The sequence below is a fragment of the Pseudomonas sp. GW101-3H06 genome, assembly GCF_059424605.1.
This window is the reverse complement of sequence record NZ_JBWKZO010000001.1, coordinates 5,679,351-5,699,186: the sequence shown is the minus strand read 5'-3', so window position 1 is coordinate 5,699,186 and position 19,836 is coordinate 5,679,351. Positions and strand designations below refer to the sequence as shown.

Genomic DNA, 19,836 nt, shown 5'->3' with positions numbered 1-19,836 from the left:
CGCACTATCAGTCAACAAAGATGGTGCGTGTGCTGGCCTCTTCGCGAGCAGGCTCGCTTCCACAGGGGATTTCTTTTGCTTCAAGTCCAGGTCAAGGTCAGGACAGCACAAAATAATCGCGACCTTCGACCTGCCCCCGTCGTAGCGGGTTCCGCGTGCACCAGGCCGCGTAGGACGCATCGACGAAGCGGTACATCAGGTGTTCGTCGCGACCATGGGGAATGCCCAGTCGCATGGCCTGAATGACATGGGCGGGCGTTTGACCGACGTCTTCCACCAGCAACACCTCATGATCGAAGCGCTTGGCATCCCACACGGGTACCTTCAAACCGAGAGATTTGCACAGCAGGGTCTGCCCGGCACAGAGCTTTTGCGACGGGCGAGGGCGGCCCTGGGCGTCCGGGTTGTTCAACAGCATCTGCGCCAGGCTCGCCGGGCCGCTCAGTTCGTCGACCCACGGGTAGGCGGATTTGATCAGTACCGCGTTGCCCGGCCCCTGGGCGCTGAAATTCAGTGAATCGCCGCCGCGGGCGTAATACATGTAGATGTGGCCACCGTCCAGAAACAAAGCCTTACGCTTTTCTGTATAGCCCAGGGAGGCGTGGCTGCCTTTTTCGGCACAGTAATAGGCTTCGGTCTCGATGATTCGGGCACTGAGCCAGAGGTCGCCGACCCGATGGCGGATGACTTTGCCCAGTAGATCCCGGGCCAGAACTTGCGCGTCACGGTCAAAAAACGCGTCCGGGAGGCCCTTGGGCAGGCTCGCGGCGGACGCTCGAACAGTCAGGTTGGACATGATGAACGGCGTTTATCAGGGCTGATTGAGCCGTGATGATAACAATTTGCAGCTTAATCCCGGCTGAACATCAGCAAATTGCCCTCCATTTCGACCATCCGCCCGTCACCGCTGTTAGTCCAGAGACACGACAGCTATAATCTGCCGCTTTACTCTTTACCAAGACCTAATCAAAGACCACTCCAGACCATGACTGAGTCCGTTCTTGACTACATGACCCGCCTGGGTCGCGCTGCCCGCGAAGCTTCCCGCGTCATCGGCCGTGCCAGCACTGCGCAGAAGAACCGCGCGCTGCAGGCCGCCGCCAACGCGCTGGACGCTGCCCGCGCCGAGCTGACCGCCGCCAATGAGCAGGACTTGGCAGCCGGCCGCGCCAATGGTCTGGAACCGGCGCTGCTCGAACGCCTGGCGCTGACCCCGGCCCGTATCGACGGCATGATCGTGGGACTTCGTCAGGTGGCTGCGCTGCCGGACCCTGTCGGCGCCATCCGTGACATGAGTTATCGGCCGTCGGGGATTCAGGTCGGCAAGATGCGCGTGCCGCTGGGCGTGATCGGCATCATCTACGAATCGCGGCCGAACGTGACCATCGACGCCGCCAGCCTGTGCCTGAAGTCCGGCAACGCGACCATCCTGCGCGGCGGCTCCGAAGCCATTCATTCCAACCGTGCCATTGCCGCCTGCATCCAGCGCGGCCTGGCCGAAGCCGATCTGCCGGCTGCCGTGGTGCAAGTGGTCGAAACAACCGACCGTGCCGCCGTTGGCGCATTGATCAGCATGCCTGAATACGTCGACGTCATCGTGCCCCGGGGCGGCCGCGGTCTGATCGAACGGGTCAGTCGCGATGCCCGCGTACCCGTGATCAAGCATCTGGACGGCATCTGCCACGTTTACGTCAGTGCCCACGCCGACCTGCCGAAAGCCCGGCGCATTGCGTTCAATGCCAAGACTTACCGCTATGGCATCTGCGGTGCGATGGAAACGCTGCTGGTCGATCAAGTCGTTGCCGAAGATTTCCTCCCGGCGATGGCTGCCCAGTTCCGCGAAAAAGGCGTCGAATTGCGCGGCTGCGAGCGCACCCGGGCGATCATCGACGCATTGCCGGCCACCGAAGAGGACTGGAGCACCGAATACCTGGCGCCGATCCTGTCGATCCGTGTGGTCGACGGACTGGAACAGGCCATCGAGCACATCAACCATTACGGCTCTCACCACACCGATTCGATTGTCAGCGAACACCAGGGCGACACCCGGCGTTTTGTAGCTGAAGTCGACTCGTCTTCGGTGATGATCAATACCCCGACATGCTTCGCCGATGGCTTTGAATACGGATTGGGTGCCGAGATCGGCATTTCTACTGATAAGCTGCACGCCCGCGGCCCGGTCGGTCTCGAAGGTTTGACCTGCGAGAAGTACGTCGTGGTCGGTGATGGCCAGTTGCGCGGACAGGAGCCGGTCTGACTTGGGCGACCTCGACCCGTCAGCCCCGGTAACCGCCAGCGCGCCTCGACCTCGCCGCATCGGTGTACTGGGCGGGACCTTCGACCCGGTGCACGTCGGCCATTTGCGCGGCGCGCTGGAAGTCGCCGAATCGCTGGCGCTCGATGAGCTGCGTCTGGTGCCCAGTGCCAGGCCGCCCCATCGGGACACGCCGCAAGTATCGGCAAAGGACCGTCTGGCGATGGTCAAGTGCGCGGTGGCCGGTGTGGCGCCGTTGGTGGTGGATGCCCGCGAATTGCAGCGGGACAAACCGTCCTACACCATTGATACCCTGGAACTGATGCGTGCCGAACTGGCCGCGGATGACCAGGTTTTTCTGCTTTTGGGCTGGGACGCGTTTTGCGGCCTGCCCACTTGGCATCGCTGGGAAGAGTTGCTCCAGCATTGCCACATCCTGGTGCTGCAACGCCCGGATGCCGACAGCGAACCGCCGGATGCCTTGCGCAACCTGCTGGCAGCGCGCTCGGTGAGCGACCCGCTGGCCCTCAAGGGGCCGAGCGGACAGATTGCATTCGTCTGGCAGACACCGCTCGCGGTATCCGCCACCCAGATCCGTCAACTGCTGGCCAGCGGTAAGTCGGTACGTTTCCTGGTGCCCGACGCGGTCCTGGCCTACATCGATGCGCACGGACTTTACCGTGCGTCGAACTGAAGAGGAGTGCCTCAAGGCACGTGGCAACAACGTGTATTGAAGCGCCCGAACATACGAGCAAAACGAGTTTTATATGACGAACAACGACGTAAACAAAGTTAAGCGCAAAGGCACGTTCAAGAGTGCCCCGCTGCCTGAGAAAGTCCTCGCTGCCGAGCCACCAAAAGGCGACGAACTGGTCAAGATTGCTGTCGCGGCCCTGGAAGACGTCAAGGCCCAGGACGTGCTGGTCATCGACGTTCGCGACAAGCAGAGCATCACCGACTACATGATCATCGCTACCGGTACCTCCAACCGCCAGATCGGCGCGATGCTGGACAAGGTCCGCGAAGCCGTCAAAGCCCTGGGTATCAAGCCCCTGGGTGAAGAAGGCAAGGGCGACAGCGACTGGGTGTTGCTGGACATGGACGACGTGATCGTTCACATGATGACCTCCAACGCCCGCCAGTTCTACGATCTGGAGCGCCTGTGGAAAGGTGCCGAGCAGAGCCGTGCCGCCGATGGCAAACACCACAGCCCTGAAGTTGGTCACGAGCATTTCAACAAGCTCAACAAAGACCAGGAATAAGGAACGGCTGTGCGACTGCGACTGATCGCCGTCGGTTCACGCATGCCCAAGTGGGTGGAAGAAGGCTGGCATGAATATGCCAAGCGTCTTCCGTCCGAGCTGGCGCTGGAACTGGTGGAAATACCGCTCAACACCCGTGGCAAGAACGCCGACGTGGCACGCTTCATCCGTCAGGAAGGCGAAGCCATGCTGGCCAAGGTCGGGCCGAACGAGCGCGTTGTCACCCTCGAAGTCCACGGCAAGCCCTGGAGTACCGAGCAACTGGCGGTCGAGCTCGATCGCTGGCGGCTGGACTCGCGCACGGTGAATTTCATGGTCGGTGGCCCCGAAGGGCTGGCGCCGGAAGTCTGTGCCCGCGCCGATCAGCGCTGGTCGCTCTCGCCATTGACGTTGCCGCACCCGCTGGTGCGCATTCTGATCGGCGAACAGCTGTATCGTGCCTGGACCGTGTTGTCCGGCCACCCTTACCACAAGTAATTCTGCCCTCATGTCCCAGCCCATCCGAATCAAGGACCACGAAAAAGACGCCCGTCTGGTGCGTGGCCGCGTCGTGTTCGGGGCAATTGCGGTGGTGGCACTGATCTGTGTGCTGATCGCGCGTCTGTATTATCTGCAGGTGATCCAGTACGAGTACCACTCGACCCTGTCGGAAAACAATCGCGTCCACGTGCAGCCGATTCCGCCGACTCGCGGGTTGATTTTCGACCGTAACGGTGTGGTGATTGCCGACAACCGGCCCAGCTTCAGCCTGAGCATGACCCGCGAGCGTTCCGGTAACTGGCAGCAGGTGCTCGACGTGATCGTCGAGGTGCTGGAGCTGACACCCGAGGACCGGGTGATATTCGAGAAGCGCATGCGTCAGGGACGCCGGCCGTTCGAGCCGGTGCCGATCCTGTTCGAGCTGACCGAAGAGCAGATTGCCCGGATCGCCGTGAACCAGTTCCGGTTGCCGGGGGTGGAAGTGGTCGCGCAACTGGTTCGTCACTATCCACAGGGCGCGCACTTTGCGCATTCGGTGGGGTACATGGGGCGGATCAACGAGAAAGAGCTCAAGTCCCTCGATCCGGTCAATTACAGCGGCACCCACCACATCGGCAAAACCGGCATTGAGCGGTTCTACGAGCCGGAGCTACACGGCCAGGTGGGTTACGAGGAAGTCGAAACCAACGCCCGGGGCCGCGTGCTGCGCGTACTCAAGCGTACCGATCCGATCCCTGGCAAGGACATCGTCCTGAGCCTGGACATCAAATTGCAGGAAGCCGCCGAAGCCGCACTGGGCGGTCGTCGCGGCGCGGTGGTGGCGCTGGACCCGAAAACCGGTGAGGTACTGGCGATGGTCAGCCAGCCGAGTTTCGACCCGAACCTGTTTGTCACCGGCATCAGCTTCAAGGCCTATTCCGAACTGCGCGATTCCATCGACCGGCCGCTGTTCAACCGCGTGCTGCGTGGTTTGTACCCGCCGGGCTCGACGATCAAGCCAGCGGTGGCGATTGCCGGACTGGACGCGGGCGTGGTGACAGCCTCGTCCCGGGTGTTCGATCCGGGCTATTACATGCTGCCCAACTACGATCACAAATATCGCAACTGGAACCGTACCGGTGACGGTTTCGTTGATCTCGATACGGCGATCATGCGCTCCAACGACACCTACTTCTATGATCTGGCGCACAAGCTGGGGATCGATCGGTTGTCGGCCTACATGACCAAGTTCGGTATCGGTCAGAAAGTCTCCCTGGACATGTTCGAAGAATCGCCGGGGTTGATGCCGACCCGGGAATGGAAGCGCGCGACGCGTCGTCAGGCGTGGTTCCCGGGGGAGACACTGATTCTCGGGATTGGCCAGGGCTACATGCAGTCAACGCCGTTGCAGTTGGTCCAGGCCACGGCACTGGTGGCCAACAAAGGTATCTGGAACCGTCCGCATCTGGCCAAGACCATCGAAGGCGAGAAACCGGTGGATGAGAACCCGATGCCGGACATCATCCTGCGCGATCCGGCGGACTGGACCCGGGTGAACCATGGCATGCAGCAGGTCATGCATGGCGCCCGTGGTACTGCGCGCAAGGCCTCTATCGGTGCGCAATACCGGATCGCTGGCAAGAGTGGTACGGCCCAGGTGGTCGCGATCAAGCAGGGTGAGAAGTACGACCGCTCCAAGGTGCAGGAACGCCATCGCGACCACGCCTTGTTCGTCGGCTTCGCACCGGCCGATGACCCGAAGATCGTGGTCTCGGTGATGGTCGAGAACGGCGAGTCCGGCTCCGGCGTGGCTGCGCCGGTGGTGCGTCAGGTCATGGACGCCTGGTTACTGGACCAGGATGGTCACCTCAAGGCCGAGTACGCCAACCCTATCAGCGCGGAGGCCACGGCCCGTGAAGAATAATTTCGATCGCATGCTCTCCAGCGAGGATGTGATGCGGCGTCGCGCGACGCTGTTGCAACGAATGCATATCGACGGCGTGTTGCTGATTCTGCTTCTGACACTGGCTGCCGGCAGCCTGTTCGTCTTGTATTCCGCCAGTGGAAAAAGCTGGGATCTGTTGGCCAAACAGGCCACTTCATTTGGCATCGGCCTGGTGGCGATGATCGTCATTGCCCAGTTCGAGCCACGCTTCATGGCGCGCTGGGTGCCGGTCGGCTATGTGATTGGCGTGCTGTTGCTGGTGGTGGTGGACGTCATGGGCCACAACGCCATGGGCGCCACGCGCTGGATCAACATCCCCGGTGTCATCCGCTTCCAGCCATCGGAGTTCATGAAGATCCTGATGCCGGCGACCATTGCCTGGTACCTCTCCAAGCGTACCTTGCCGCCCCAGCTCAAGCATGTGGGCATCAGTCTTATGTTGATTGGTGTGCCGTTCATTCTTATCGTGCGTCAGCCGGACCTCGGCACCTCGCTGCTGATTCTGGCCGGGGGCGCGTTCGTGCTGTTCATGGGTGGCCTGCGCTGGCGCTGGATTCTCAGCGTGCTGGCGGCAACGGTGCCGGTAGCGATCGCCATGTGGTATTTCGTCATGCATGACTACCAGAAGCAGCGAGTGCTGACGTTCCTCGACCCTGAAAGCGATCCGCTGGGCACCGGCTGGAACATCATTCAGTCCAAGGCTGCCATCGGGTCCGGTGGCGTATTTGGCAAGGGTTGGCTGCTGGGTACCCAGTCACACCTGGATTTCCTCCCGGAAAGCCACACCGACTTCATTATTGCAGTCATGGGCGAAGAGTTCGGCCTGGTAGGCATCTGCGCGCTGTTGCTGATCTACCTGCTGTTGATCGGACGTGGGCTGGTGATTACTGCCCAGGCCCAGACGTTGTTCGGCAAGTTGCTGGCGGGCGCCCTGACCATGACGTTTTTTGTATATGTTTTCGTCAACATCGGTATGGTCAGTGGCCTGTTGCCGGTGGTGGGGGTGCCGTTGCCGTTCATTAGCTACGGAGGAACTTCGCTGGTGACGCTGCTGTCAGCGTTTGGGGTTTTGATGTCGATCCATACCCATCGCAAGTGGATCGCGCAGGTTTGAATAAGGTGAAGAGTTCAATGCAAGCAATGCGTGGCTGGGCGACTCGATACGCGCCGTGGGTCGGCCTGGTAAGCATCCTTGGCACTGCGCAGCAAGCGTTGGCCGGCGATTACGAAGGCTCGCCCCAGGTGGCTGAATTCGTCGGTGAAATGACCCGCGACTACGGTTTTGCCGGCGAGCAACTGATGGGGGTGTTCCGCGAGGCCGAGCGCAAACAGTCGATTCTGGACGCGATTTCGAAACCCGCCGAACGGGTCAAGCAGTGGAATGAATATCGCCCGATGTTCATCACCGATGCGCGCATCGCCCGTGGCGTGGATTTCTGGCGTCAGCACGAGACCGTACTGGCCCGCGCGGAGCAGGACTATGGCGTACCGGCGCAGGTCATCGTATCGATCATCGGTGTTGAGACCTTTTTTGGTCGCAATACCGGTAATTTCCGTGTGATCGATGCGTTGTCGACCCTCGGTTTCGACTATCCTCCCCGTGCCGAATTTTTCCGCAAGGAATTGCGTGAGTTCCTGTTGCTGGCCAGGGAAGAGCAGGTCGATCCGTTGACCCTCAAGGGGTCCTACGCCGGCGCCATGGGCTTGCCGCAGTTCATGCCCAGCAGCTTTCGCGCCTATGCGGTGGACTTCGACAGCGACGGCCACATCAATATCTGGAACAACCCGGACGATGCGATTGGCAGCGTAGCCAGTTACTTCAAGCGTCACGGTTGGGTTGCCGGGGAGCCGGTGGTCAGTCGCGCCGATGTGCGGGGCGACCAGGTGGACGAAGGTTTGACCACGGGTATCGAGCCGGTCAAGACCGTCGGAGAGTTGCGGGCCCTGGGCTGGTCAAGTCATGATGCGCTGCGCGATGATATGCCGGTTACCGCTTTTCGCCTGGAAGGCGACAATGGCCCCGAGTACTGGATGGGCCTGAAGAATTTTTACGCAATCACGCGTTATAACCGCAGCGTGATGTACGCCATGGCCGTACATCAACTGTCTGAACAGCTGGTCCAAGCACGGGGCGTCAAGTAATGCGGGCATTGCCTATCAATAAACCCCTGAAGCTGATGGCATTTGCCGCGCTGGCAGTGCTGGTCGCCAGTTGCTCGACCAGCCGCTCGCCGACGCAGAAACCTTCCACCGCCGTGCGCTCGACGCCAGGGCTGGACATCAATCGTGCCCACAAGGATGGCGCGCCCTGGTGGGATGTCGACGTTTCACGCATCCCGGACGCCACGCCAACCCTGCACACCGGCCCGTACAAGGCCGCCCCTTACTCGGTACTGGGCAAAACCTATTTTCCGTTGCAAGAGTCCAAGACCTACGTGCAGTCGGGCACGGCGTCCTGGTACGGCACCAAGTTCCATGGCCAGAACACCGCCAACGGCGAGGTCTATGACTTGTACGGCATGAGTGCCGCGCACAAGACCTTGCCGCTGCCAAGTTACGTCCGGGTGACCAACCTGGACAACAACAAGACTGTGATTCTGCGGGTAAACGACCGTGGGCCGTTCTATTCGGACCGGATCATCGACCTGTCCTACGCGGCCGCCAAGAAGCTCGGCTACGCCGAAACCGGCACCGCGCGCGTCAAGGTCGAAGGTATCGACCCGCAACAATGGTGGGCAGCCAAAGGCCGTCCGGCGCCTTTAATGCTCAACGAGCCGCAAGTCGCGCAGAATAGCGCGCCGGTGATTACGGCTTCGGCCGGTACCATCGAGCAATGGACGCCACCGCCGCAGCAACACGCCGCCGCCGTTGTCCCCGTACAACTTGCCGATGCAAAAAAAAACGCTTCTGCACCAGCCTCTGGCCAGTATCTGCAGGTGGGCGCGTTCGCCAACCCGGACGCTGCAGAACTCCTGAGGTCGAAGCTCAGCGGGATGGTGAGCGCTCCGGTGTTCATCAGTTCGATCGTGCGCAATCAACAGACGCTGCATCGGGTTCGCCTGGGGCCGATCGGTTCGCCGGGTGAAATCCAGCAAGTGCAGAACAGTGTGCGCCTGGCCAATCTGGGTTCGCCGAGCGTTGTGACTGAGTAATACGTAGGACTTGATTGACGGTTCGCTTGCGTTTTTTCGGGAGCGGACCAGGTTGTTGGCTCGTCGAAGAACAAAAACCCGGCAAGGGTTACAGAGTGAGCAACTGAACACGCGATGGCCCGTTAGAAAGCCATCTGAATAGTTTTGCCTCTGGGCAAGTTTCCATTAGCGATTTCGAGAGACGGATGAACATCACCACCTTTGCCAAACGCCTGTGCCTTTTAGTCCCGCTGCTCCTCTCACCTGCCGCGTTCGCGGTCGAGATGATGCCGTCGCCACCGCAACTGGCCGCCAAGGCCTACGTGCTCATGGACGCCAGCAGCGGCAACGTGCTGGTCGAAAACAATGGTGACCAGCGTCTGCCGCCAGCCAGCCTGACCAAGCTGATGACAGCGTACATCGCGACCCTGGAAATCCGTCGTGGCCAGATCGGTGAAAACGATCCGGTGACCGTCAGCGAAAACGCCTGGCGTACCGGCGGTTCGCGGATGTTCATCAAGGTCGGCTCGCAGGTGACCGTCAGCGACTTGCTGCACGGCATCATCATCCAGTCGGGCAACGACGCCAGTGTTGCGCTCGCCGAGCACATCGCCGGCAGCGAAGACGCGTTCGCCGACGTGATGAACAAAACCGTTGCCGACCTGGGCATGACCAACACCCACTTCATGAACCCGACCGGTCTGCCGAACCCTGAGCATTACTCGTCGGCTCACGACATGGCGGTACTGGCGCGCGCAATCATCCACGAAGACCCGGCTCATTACGCGATCTACTCGCAGAAAGAGTTCTTCTGGAACGGCATCAAGCAACCGAACCGCAACCTGCTGCTGTGGCGCGACAAGACCGTCGACGGTTTGAAAACCGGTCACACCGATGAAGCTGGCTACTGCATGGTGTCCTCGGCCGTGCGTGATGGCATGCGTCTGATCGCCGTGGTGTTCGGCACCAACAGCGAAGTGGCTCGCGCCGCCGAAACCCAGAAACTGCTGACTTACGGTTTCCGTTTCTTCGAAACCCAGACCTTCTATCAGAAGGGCGCCGAGTTGGCCCAGGCACCTGTCTGGAAAGGTTCCACCAACCAGGTCAAGGCTGGTCTGGCTCAAGACCTGACCATGACCCTGCCTAAAGGTCAGCTCAAAAAGCTCGCCGCCAGCATGACCATGAACCCGCAACTGATTGCGCCAATCGCCAAGGGCGACGTGATCGGTAAAGTCGAGGTCAAACTGGAGGACAAGGTGGTGCACAGCGCCGACCTGATCGCTCTGGATGGCGTCGAAGAGGGTGGTATCTTCCGTCGCATGTGGGATAGCATCCGTCTATTCTTCTACGGCTTGTTCAACTGATAGTGTGCACCTGCATGGCCCCGCGCTGATCCGGCTCGGGGCTATGCCCGTCGCCACGGCTTTACGCTTACGAGGCCGTTACGCCATGACCGATACCGAAGTACAGGCGCCTAAGATCGAATTCCCTGCCAATGATTACCCGGTTAAGGTGATCAGCGACACGGGTGTGGGCAACAAGGACAAGATCATCGACATCGTCAGAAAACACGCAAAGATCAATGATGAGCGTGTGGATGAGCGTCAAAGCAGTAACGGTAAATACACCACGATTCAGTTGCACATCGTCGCCACCGATCAGGACCAGCTGTACAACATCAACAGCGAACTGCGGGCTACCGGCTTCGTGCATATGGTGCTGTGATGTCTCGCACGCTCGGCTTTCGCGAGCTCGGCCAGATGGCTTACGAGCCGGTCTGGCATGCCATGCAACGTTTCACCAACGAGCGAAGCGAGCGCGGCAACGATGCCGCCGACGAGATCTGGCTGGTTGAACATCCACCGGTCTTCACCCAAGGCCAGGCCGGCAAGGCCGAACACTTGCTGTTGCCGGGAGATATCCCGGTGGTGCAGGTCGATCGCGGTGGTCAGGTGACGTATCACGGTCCCGGGCAACTGGTGGCCTACCTGTTGCTGGACGTGCGCAAGCTGGGTTTTGGCGTGCGTGACCTGGTGACTCGCATGGAGTCGTGCCTGATCGAGCTGCTCGCCAGCTACGGTGTGACGGCGACGGCCAAGCCCGATGCACCGGGGGTCTACGTTAACGGCGCGAAAATCGCGTCCCTGGGTCTGCGGATCCGCCACGGTTGTTCCTTTCATGGCCTGGCCCTGAACGTGGACATGAACCTGGAACCGTTTCGACGGATTAATCCCTGCGGCTACGCCGGGCTGGCGATGACCCAGCTGAGCGATCACGCAGGATCGATTGAATTTGCCGAGGTAAGTGCCCGGCTGCGCGCGCAGCTCGTCAAACACCTCGACTATGCTGAGCAGACGACCCTGACGGGCGGAATCGACTGATATGACTACTGATGCAGTGCAAACCATGATCCCGACGCTGGATGTCACCGAGCGTCCGGCCCCGCGTGCCAAGGTTGAAGCCGGCGTAAAGCTGCGCGGCGCCGAGAAGGTTGCACGCATCCCGGTAAAGATCATCCCGACCACCGAGCTGCCGAAAAAGCCTGACTGGATTCGTGTGCGCATTCCGGTATCTCCGGAAGTCGACCGCATCAAGGCGCTGTTGCGCAAACACAAGCTGCACAGCGTCTGCGAAGAGGCATCCTGCCCGAACCTGGGCGAATGCTTCTCCGGCGGCACCGCGACTTTCATGATCATGGGCGACATCTGCACCCGTCGCTGCCCATTCTGCGACGTCGGTCACGGCCGTCCGAAACCACTGGACGTCAACGAACCGGAAAGCCTGGCCATCGCCATTGCCGACCTGCGCCTGAAGTACGTGGTGATCACCTCGGTAGACCGCGACGACCTGCGCGACGGCGGTGCCCAGCACTTTGCCGACTGCATCCGTGAAATCCGCAAGCTGTCGCCGAACGTGCAACTCGAAACCCTGGTGCCGGACTACCGTGGCCGCATGGATATCGCACTGGAAATCACCGCCGCCGAGCCGCCGGATGTGTTCAACCACAACCTGGAAACCGTGCCACGCCTGTACAAGGCCGCGCGCCCGGGTTCGGACTACCAGTGGTCGCTGACCCTGCTGCAACGCTTCAAGCAGATGATGCCGCACATTCCGACCAAGTCCGGCCTGATGCTGGGTCTGGGCGAGACCGATGACGAGGTCATCGAAGTCATGAAGCGCATGCGCGAACACGACATCGACATGCTGACCCTGGGCCAGTACCTGCAACCGTCGCGTAGCCACTTGCCGGTGCAGCGCTTCGTGCACCCGGACACCTTCGCCTGGTTCGCCGAGGAAGGTTACAAAATGGGCTTCAAGAACGTCGCTTCCGGTCCGCTGGTCCGTTCCTCGTACCATGCCGACGAGCAAGCGAAGCTGGTCAAGGCTGAGCTGATGTCGTCCTGATCGACAACCTCTCATGAAAAATGGCCCGCAAGGCTTTCAGTCTTGCGGGCGTTTTTTTGCCTTGCCTACAGTAATGACTGCCGTTTCCTGCAACCTGCGGGGCGATGAACCCTCTTCTGTTTGTCCCCGTTCCTGACTACTGTGTGTTGAAGTTTCCACTCAGGGAGATTCATGGATGACCGTACGACCGACCCACACCTTTTGTCCTCACACCGCGGTTCCGGCCTTGCCCTCACAGGGGGTGATCGGCGTCATCGCGCCGGCCGGTCCTGCACCGTTGGACACCGATAAAGCCGTGCAATGGATGCGCGCCCGTGGCTATTCGCTGAAGATTTTTCCCGGAGTCTACGCCAGGGATGGCTATCTGGCCGGCAGTGACGAAGTGCGGCTCAACGACCTGCATACCGCGTTCGCCGACCCCGAGGTCGATGCCATCATTTGCCTGCGCGGTGGTTACGGTACACCGAGGTTGCTTGATCGCATCGATTTTGAACTGTTGCGCAACAACGCCAAGCCGTTCATCGGTTACAGCGATATCACCGCACTGCATCTGGCGATCAGTCGTTATGCAGGCTTCGTGACCTTCCATGGCCCGCTGCTCAATGCGGATCTGCTGGGTGACAAGCAAAAGCCCACCGAACCTTCGTTTTTCAACATGCTGCGCGGGCAAGTGAAGGCGGGCAGTGTATTGGCGCACCCCGTGGCCTATCCGTTGACCACGATCGAGCCAGGCATTGCCCACGGGCGCTTGCTGGGGGGTAATCTGTCGATAATCGCCGCGACCATGGGTACGCCTTATGAGATCGATGCCGAGGGTGTCATCCTGTTCATCGAGGACATCAACGAGCCACTGTATCGCGTCGACAGGCTGCTGACCCACCTTCGACTGGCCGGAACCCTGGGCAAGCTGCGGGGGGTGCTGGTGGGGGATGTGGCGGGGGTCGAGGTGCCTGCGCTGGAGCGTTTGCTCAAACAGACATTCGAGCCGTTGCGGATTCCGGTGTTGTCCGGGTGGCGCAGCGGGCATTGCGATCCGAACCTGACACTGCCCATGGGGGCGCTGGTCAGACTGGATGCGGGGAGCAAGGAGTTGGCGTTGGAGCAGGATGTGGTGATCAAGCGATAGATCGTTGGCGCCTGACAGGCAGTTTTCGCGAGCAGGCTCGCTCCCACAGGTTTTGCGTGAGCCCTGTGGAAGCGAGCCTGCTCGCGAATGCTTTTAGCGGTTGCGAAGGCCTTCGAGCAACTTGTGCGTCGGATAACCATCCGCCGGCCAGCCAAACGACTGCTGCGCGCTGCGGATCGCCTTGCGGGTATTGGCGCCGATAATCCCGTCCGCGGCGCCTGCGTCGTAATTCTGGGCGCTCAGCAGATTTTGCAGCTCGATCCGCTCGGTGCGGCTGAGCGGTAAATCATCCTTGGGCCACATGCCGCTGATCAGGCCCCCGCCATGGAAACGTTCGGACAACAGGCCCACCGCCAGCGCGTAGGACGACGAGTTGTTGTACTTGAGGATCGCCCGGAAGTTATCGAGCACCAGGAAGGCCGGGCCGCGATAACCGGCCGGCAGCAGCAATGCCGCGGACAAGTGCTCGGAACCTGCTGGAACCTGGCCGCCATTGGGCAGCGTGACACCCAGTTGCCGCCATTCGGCGACACTCTTGCGAATGGCGCCATCGGCCAGCACATAGTTGAAACCGCCCGGCAATTGCACTTCAAAGCCCCACGGCTGGCCTTTCTGCCAGCCGGAGCTTTGCAGGTAGTGCGCAGTCGAGGCCAGGGCATCGGTGGAGCTGCCCCAGATATCGCGACGGCCATCGCCATCGAAGTCCACGGCGTGGGTGTTGTAGGTGGTCGGGATGAACTGGGTCTGGCCCATGGCGCCGGCCCAGGAACCGAGCATTTTCTCGGGTTCGATATCACCCTGTTGCAGAATCTGCAGTGCGGCGATCAATTGCGCGTGGGCGAAACCCGGGCGCCGGCCTTCATAGGCCAGGGTGGCCAGCGAGTTGATCACTGACTTGCTGCCCTGGAACTGGCCGAAATTACTTTCCATGCCCCACACGGCGACGAGGGCTTCACGGTCAACGCCGTAGCGCTGTTCGATGCTTTGCAGGATGGCGGCGTTCTCGCTGACCAGCGCCTGACCTTTGCGTACCCGCAGCGGCGACAGGGCGCCGTCGAGGTATTCCCATACCGGCCGTGTGAATTCCGGTTGGCTGCGGTCGGCACGAATCACGCTGGGGTCGACGCTGACATTGGCGAAGGCTCGATCAAACAGATCGGCACGGATACCGGCGGCCAAGGCGTCCCTGCGGAAACCGGCCTGCCATTCGGCGAAGGTCTGGGTCGGCTGGATGTCGAGGTTTTCACCGCTTGGCACCACAGGTGCCATGATCGCCGGGGCAGTGGCGACAGGAGGGGGCTGAAGCGGCTGTGCGTCGGCGGCGGTTGGTTTTTCCGCACAGGCGACGAGCAAAATGAGGCTGGAGGCAGCAATCAATTGGCGTAGGTGCCAACGACGGGAAAGACAAAGGGGCATGCACGGGTCCAGGGAAAACGGATCAGGTGCAGACCTTAACATGTTGAGCGGATGCTTGCCTTTCAGGCCGCCAGAAAGTAAGAAGCCTCCCAGCTTTTAGACTGGAAGGCTTCGCGGCGGTAGCTGCCTTTGCCCTTGCCGGCTCGTTCCTGACGGCTACGGAACAGAGGCTGGGCGATGATGGATTTGGCCTTGTTGGGGCCATGCCTGGATGGCTTTTTGCTCATGATGGGTGCTCGCTAGTGAGTGATTTTGCGGGGCAAATCATCGGCTCAAGCGAGGCTTCTGTCTAGTCCCTGCGTTGTGCAGGACCTTTCGGGCGCCTTCGCGGACTTGCCCGCGAATGGCCGTTATGCGGTCGAACGCCTTACTCAGCGGGCAACGACAACCGCTGGCCAGCCATCAACAACGTCAACCGACTCAAGCTCATCCACGGCGACCCTGCCGCCTGGCCTTTGATCTGCGCGTCAATGCGCTGTGCTTCGAGCAGCAGCTGTGCCCAGCGTTGCGCCGAATAGCGCTGCAGGGCTTTGCTGATCAGCGGTTTGCGTTTGTCCCAGACGGGCGGCCGGGCCTGGCTGAAGGCTTTGTCCAGCGGTGTGCCCTGACTGTATTGCAGGGAAATATTGGCCAGCAAGCGCAGCTCCCGGGCCAGGGCCCAGAGAATCACCGGAGGTTCGACACCTTCACCGCGCAGCCCTTCAAGCATGCGCAGGGCGTGGGCGGCCTCACCGTTGAGAATCGCATCGGTCAGTCCGAAGACATCGAAGCGCGCACTGTCGGCCACCGCAGCCTGCACGGTTTCGACGGTGATTTGACCCTCTTCGGCCATCAGCTTGAGCTTTTCGATTTCCTGAGCGGCAGCCAGCAGGTTGCCCTCGACCCTTGCAGCGATCAACTCGACGGCGTCCTGGGTGGCCGAGAGTCCGGCCTGGGACAAGCGCTGACGGATCCAGCTCGGCAACTGGCTGGCGTCCACCGGCCAGATTTGCACGAACTGAGTCTGCTGGCCTTCGACCAGCGCCTTACCCCACTTGGTCTTCTGTGCGCTGCCATCGAGCTTCGGCAGGCTGATCAGGAGCACTGTGTCTTCGGCCGGTCGCGAACAGTACTCGATGAGCGCGGCGGCGCCCTTGTCACCGGGTTTGCCCGAGGGCAGACGCAGTTCCAGCAGACGCTTCTCGGCGAACAACGACATGCTGGCCCCGGCCTGCAACAACGTGCCCCAGTCGAAACTGGCGTCGGCGGCAAAGACCTGGCGTTCGTCGAAACCCTGATGGCGGGCAGCGGCGCGGATGGCGTCGGCGGCTTCCTGACACAGCAAGGGATCATCGCCACTGATGACGTAGACCGGCGCGAGGGCACCTTGCAGGTGTTTGGCGAGTTGGGCGGGGGCGAGTTTCATAAGAGAGGGCGAACGGGGCGCCTGAACGCCCCGTAAGTCTTACTGCTGCGGCAGTTCGATAGGCGACTGACGCGGCGTTTGCGCTTCAGCCTTCTGCGCCGCCTCCAGCGCCGCGGCTTCTGCCTTGGCTTTGGCTTCGGCGGTCTGTTGCAGCTGTTCCAACTGAGTCGGCGAGATCTGCTGCAGGCGCAGCATCATGCGTTGCACCAGTTCGCGACGCATGTCCTTGCGCGCATCGTTGGCTTCCTGGTCAGAACCCACCAGGTTGTTGCCGTCGTGGATGAAAACCTTCTGCACTTCCAGCTTGTCAGCCATCAGCGACAGGTTGCCCTGGCTGAGGATGTTGTAACTGAGTACGGTACTCAGTTGGTATTCGCCGGTACGACCTGCACCCGCATAGCTGAGAATGCGCTGGGTTTCCTGCTCATCCGTTAACACAAGCTTGAACGGCGCGCCGGTGTAGACCTTGACGCCGCTGCTATCGAGTACCTGGCGCAGTTGCGTCACGGTTTCGCCATAGGCGTTACGGGCGCTGAGGTCGAGCTCCTTGATCGCCAGTTCGGTGGTGCCGGTGCCGCGCAGCTGGAAACCGCAGGCGCTCAACAGGACCGCAAGGCCCATCACCAGCAAGTTGCGTTTGATCATTGTGTTGCTCCCCTTGAAACCATGTGGGCCGGTCAAGCGGCCCGAAAGGTTTTACTCGGCGCCAGGCTTGGCCTGGCGCCTGATCCAATTAGCTGGCGACGATGTTGACCAGTTTCCCGGGCACCACGATCACTTTGCGAATGGTCAGACCGTCGACAAAGCGCAGCACGTTTTCGTTGGCGCGTGCGGCGGCCTCGACTTCTTCGCGGCTGGCGCTGGCCGGCATTTCGATGTGGCCACGCAGTTTGCCGTTGACCTGAATCACCAGCTGCAGGCTGTCCTGAACCAGCGCGCTTTCGTCCAGTACCGGCCAGCCGGCGTCGATCACCGGGTCGGCGTGACCCAGTCGATGCCACAGCTCATGGCAGATGTGCGGGGTGATCGGGGCCAGCAGCAGCGTCACGGTTTCCAGACCTTCCTGAACCAGCGCACGATCCTGTTCGGTGCCTTGCGGGGCTTTTTCCAGCACATTCATCAGCGTCATCACCTGGGCGATGGCGGTGTTGAATTTGTGGTTCTGGCCGACGTCATGGCTGGCCTGCTTGATGGCCTGGTGGATCGAACGGCGAATGGCTTTCTGCTCGTCGTTCAGGCCGGCGACGTCCAGTTTGCCCGGCAGGCCCTGGGTAACGTGCGCTTGAGCCAGGCGCCAGACACGCTTGAGGAAGCGGTGCGAACCTTCCACACCGGAGTCGGACCATTCAGCGCTCATGTCAGGTGGCGAGGCGAACATCATGAACAGGCGGCAGGTGTCTGCGCCGAACTGGTCGATCATCGACTGTGGGTCGACGCCGTTGTTCTTCGACTTGGCCATTTTCTCGGTGCCACCGATTTCCACCGGCAGGCCGTCTGCGATCAGCTTGGCGCTGATGACCTTGGCCTTGCTGTCGCGTTCGAGTTCGACGTCAGCCGGGTTGAACCAGGTGTAGGCACCGTTGGCTTCGCGACGATAGTAGGTCTCGGCGATCACCATGCCCTGGGTCAGCAGGTTTTTGAACGGCTCGTTGGAGCTCACCAGGCCTTCGTCGCGCATCAGCTTGTGGAAGAAGCGTGCGTAGAGCAGGTGAAGAATCGCGTGTTCAATACCGCCGATGTACTGATCCACCGGCAACCAGTGGTCAGCCGCCGATTTTTCAACCAGCCCACCTTCAAAGTGCGGCGAGGCGTAGCGGGCGTAGTACCACGAGGACTCGACGAAGGTGTCCATGGTGTCGGTTTCACGCTTGGCAGGCTGGCCGCATTTCGGGCAGCTGCATTCGTAGAACTCGGGCATGCGTGCCAGTGGCGACCCGGCGCCGTCGGGTACGACGTCTTCCGGCAGCACGACCGGCAGTTGATCTTCCGGCACCGGCACGTCACCGCAGCTATTGCAGTGGATGATCGGGATCGGGCAGCCCCAGTAGCGCTGACGGCTGATACCCCAGTCGCGCAGGCGGAACTGGGTACGCGAGGCACCGAGATTTTTCTTGATCAGCGCCACTTCGATGGCGTCGAAGGCGCCGGCGAAATCGAGGCCGTCGAATTCGCCGGAATTGATCAGCGTGCCGTGCTCGCCGTAGGCGTCTTGCCATGGGGCCGGGTTGGTGTCACCAGAACTGGTGCGCACCACGGATTTGACCGGCAGGTTGTACTTGTGGGCGAACTCGAAATCGCGTTCGTCGTGAGCCGGAACCGCCATTACTGCGCCATCGCCGTAGTGCATCAGCACGTAGTTGGCGACCCAGACCGGCAGTTTTTCGCCGGTCAGCGGGTGCTCGACGAACAGGCCGGTCGGCAGGCCTTTTTTCTCCTGGGTGGCGACGTCGGCTTCTGCGACGCTGCCGCCCTTGCATTCGGCGATGAACGCTTGCAGCTCAGGATTGTTCTGCGCGGCCAGGGTGGCCAGGTGGTGTTCGGCGGCCACGGCGACGTAGGTCGCGCCCATCAGGGTGTCCGGGCGGGTGGTGAAGACTTTGAGCGCGCCGGTTTCGCCGATGGAGTCGACGTTGTACGGGAACTGCACTTCCATGCCGCGGGATTTGCCGATCCAGTTGCGCTGCATGGTCTTGACCTGTTCAGGCCAGCCAGTCAGTTCGTCGAGGCTCTCCAGCAGCTCATCCGCGTAGGCGGTGATCTTGAAGTAGTACATCGGGATTTCGCGCTTTTCGATCAGTGCGCCGGAACGCCAGCCGCGACCGTCGATCACCTGTTCGTTGGCCAGAACGGTCTGGTCCACCGGATCCCAGTTCACGGTGCCGCTCTTTTTGTAAATAACACCTTTTTCGAACAGTCGGGTGAACAGCCATTGTTCCCAGCGGTAGTAGTCCGGCTTGCAGGTGGTCACTTCACGCGACCAGTCCACCGCCAGGCCCAGGCTGCGCAGTTGGCTTTTCATGTAGGCGATGTTTTCGTAGGTCCATTTGGCGGGCGCTACGTTATTCTTCATCGCGGCGTTTTCCGCCGGCATGCCGAAGGCGTCCCAACCCATGGGTTGCAGGACGTTCTTGCCTTGCATGCGCTGATAGCGGGAGATCACGTCGCCGATGGTGTAGTTGCGCACGTGCCCCATGTGTAGCTTGCCGCTGGGGTAAGGGAACATCGACAGGCAGTAGTACGTCTCCTTGCCTGGCTGTTCACTGACTTCAAAGGACTTTTGCTCGTCCCAGAACGACTGGGCGGCGGCTTCGATTTCACGGGGCTGATATTGTTCGTGCATGGCTACTTTTGAACTGAATAGGGGTGGCCTAATCCTCTTCAATGCAACGCTGGACGATGAAGGCGCCAATTCGGCGTTTCGGTGTCCAGGCGA

The 19,836-nt window shown here is 60.9% G+C and carries 19 protein-coding genes; 13 read left to right on the top strand and 6 right to left on the bottom strand.

The window, feature by feature from the left end; genetic code table 11:
* Positions 1-97: 97 nt before the first annotated feature.
* Positions 98-796 (bottom strand): DNA-3-methyladenine glycosylase, encoded by a 699-nt coding sequence (locus AC07ZE_RS26205; protein ID WP_207267211.1) that lies wholly within the window; start codon positions 794-796, stop codon positions 98-100.
* A 189-nt stretch (positions 797-985) separates the two neighbouring features.
* Here AC07ZE_RS26205 and AC07ZE_RS26200 point away from each other — a divergent pair, with 189 nt between their 5' ends.
* The 13 genes from AC07ZE_RS26200 (at position 986) to AC07ZE_RS26140 (ending at position 13,582) form a co-directional block, all read left to right on the top strand.
* Positions 986-2,257 (top strand): glutamate-5-semialdehyde dehydrogenase, encoded by a 1,272-nt coding sequence (locus AC07ZE_RS26200; protein WP_207267210.1) that lies wholly within the window; start codon positions 986-988, stop codon positions 2,255-2,257.
* Entirely contained in the window at positions 2,226-2,948 is a 723-nt protein-coding gene (gene nadD, locus AC07ZE_RS26195; RefSeq protein WP_404940876.1) for a nicotinate-nucleotide adenylyltransferase, read from the top strand. Before AC07ZE_RS26200 ends, nadD begins: the two co-directional genes overlap by 32 nt.
* A 73-nt stretch (positions 2,949-3,021) precedes the next feature.
* Positions 3,022-3,516 (top strand): ribosome silencing factor, encoded by a 495-nt coding sequence (gene rsfS / locus AC07ZE_RS26190; RefSeq protein ID WP_008022922.1) that lies wholly within the window; start codon positions 3,022-3,024, stop codon positions 3,514-3,516.
* 9 nt (positions 3,517-3,525) lie between these two features.
* Positions 3,526-3,993 carry a 23S rRNA (pseudouridine(1915)-N(3))-methyltransferase RlmH gene (gene rlmH, locus AC07ZE_RS26185; protein WP_007937439.1) on the top strand — a complete coding sequence of 156 codons (468 nt, stop codon included), beginning with the start codon at positions 3,526-3,528 and terminating at the stop codon, positions 3,991-3,993.
* A gap of 10 nt (positions 3,994-4,003) precedes the next feature.
* Entirely contained in the window at positions 4,004-5,899 is a 1,896-nt protein-coding gene (mrdA, locus tag AC07ZE_RS26180; protein ID WP_207267208.1) for a penicillin-binding protein 2, read from the top strand.
* Positions 5,900-5,930: 31 nt separating this feature from the next.
* Positions 5,931-7,034 carry a rod shape-determining protein RodA gene (gene rodA / locus AC07ZE_RS26175; protein WP_207267897.1) on the top strand — a complete coding sequence of 368 codons (1,104 nt, stop codon included), beginning with the start codon at positions 5,931-5,933 and terminating at the stop codon, positions 7,032-7,034.
* A 17-nt stretch (positions 7,035-7,051) separates the two neighbouring features.
* Positions 7,052-8,062: a lytic murein transglycosylase B gene (mltB, locus tag AC07ZE_RS26170; protein ID WP_207267207.1), complete on the top strand. Its 1,011-nt coding sequence runs from the start codon at positions 7,052-7,054 to the stop codon at positions 8,060-8,062.
* Positions 8,062-9,072, top strand: coding sequence for a septal ring lytic transglycosylase RlpA family protein (locus AC07ZE_RS26165; RefSeq protein ID WP_207267206.1), 1,011 nt, complete (start codon positions 8,062-8,064; stop codon positions 9,070-9,072). The genes mltB and AC07ZE_RS26165 overlap by 1 nt, the downstream gene beginning before the upstream one ends.
* A 185-nt stretch (positions 9,073-9,257) precedes the next feature.
* Positions 9,258-10,415, top strand: a complete 1,158-nt coding sequence (locus tag AC07ZE_RS26160; RefSeq protein WP_207267205.1) for a D-alanyl-D-alanine carboxypeptidase family protein — start codon at positions 9,258-9,260, stop codon at positions 10,413-10,415.
* Between the two features lie 85 nt (positions 10,416-10,500).
* Positions 10,501-10,776 (top strand): DUF493 domain-containing protein, encoded by a 276-nt coding sequence (locus AC07ZE_RS26155; RefSeq protein ID WP_207267204.1) that lies wholly within the window; start codon positions 10,501-10,503, stop codon positions 10,774-10,776.
* Positions 10,776-11,432: a lipoyl(octanoyl) transferase LipB gene (lipB, locus tag AC07ZE_RS26150; RefSeq protein ID WP_207267203.1), complete on the top strand. Its 657-nt coding sequence runs from the start codon at positions 10,776-10,778 to the stop codon at positions 11,430-11,432. The genes AC07ZE_RS26155 and lipB overlap by 1 nt, the downstream gene beginning before the upstream one ends.
* A 1-nt stretch (position 11,433) precedes the next feature.
* A complete protein-coding gene (lipA, locus tag AC07ZE_RS26145) occupies positions 11,434-12,456 on the top strand; it encodes a lipoyl synthase (protein ID WP_095197246.1) in 1,023 nt (340 codons plus the stop codon).
* Between the two features lie 175 nt (positions 12,457-12,631).
* Complete coding sequence (locus AC07ZE_RS26140; RefSeq protein ID WP_207267202.1) at positions 12,632-13,582, top strand: S66 peptidase family protein; 951 nt, start codon at positions 12,632-12,634, stop codon at positions 13,580-13,582.
* Between the two features lie 93 nt (positions 13,583-13,675).
* Here the strand turns inward: AC07ZE_RS26140 and AC07ZE_RS26135 are convergent, their stop codons facing one another.
* The 5 genes from AC07ZE_RS26135 to leuS all read right to left on the bottom strand — a co-directional run bounded on the left by AC07ZE_RS26135 (position 13,676) and on the right by leuS (position 19,743).
* Positions 13,676-14,998 carry a lytic murein transglycosylase gene (locus AC07ZE_RS26135; protein ID WP_207267201.1) on the bottom strand — a complete coding sequence of 441 codons (1,323 nt, stop codon included), beginning with the start codon at positions 14,996-14,998 and terminating at the stop codon, positions 13,676-13,678.
* 62 nt (positions 14,999-15,060) lie between these two features.
* The gene (arfA, locus tag AC07ZE_RS26130; RefSeq protein ID WP_207267200.1) at positions 15,061-15,225 is read right to left on the bottom strand and encodes an alternative ribosome rescue factor ArfA; all 165 of its coding nucleotides are present in this window, start codon (positions 15,223-15,225) and stop codon (positions 15,061-15,063) included.
* A gap of 140 nt (positions 15,226-15,365) precedes the next feature.
* Positions 15,366-16,403, bottom strand: a complete 1,038-nt coding sequence (holA, locus tag AC07ZE_RS26125; protein WP_207267199.1) for a DNA polymerase III subunit delta — start codon at positions 16,401-16,403, stop codon at positions 15,366-15,368.
* A gap of 39 nt (positions 16,404-16,442) precedes the next feature.
* Positions 16,443-17,048, bottom strand: a complete 606-nt coding sequence (locus AC07ZE_RS26120) for an LPS-assembly lipoprotein LptE (RefSeq protein ID WP_207267198.1) — start codon at positions 17,046-17,048, stop codon at positions 16,443-16,445.
* An 88-nt stretch (positions 17,049-17,136) separates the two neighbouring features.
* Positions 17,137-19,743 (bottom strand): leucine--tRNA ligase, encoded by a 2,607-nt coding sequence (gene leuS, locus AC07ZE_RS26115; protein WP_207267197.1) that lies wholly within the window; start codon positions 19,741-19,743, stop codon positions 17,137-17,139.
* Positions 19,744-19,836: the final 93 nt, after the last annotated feature.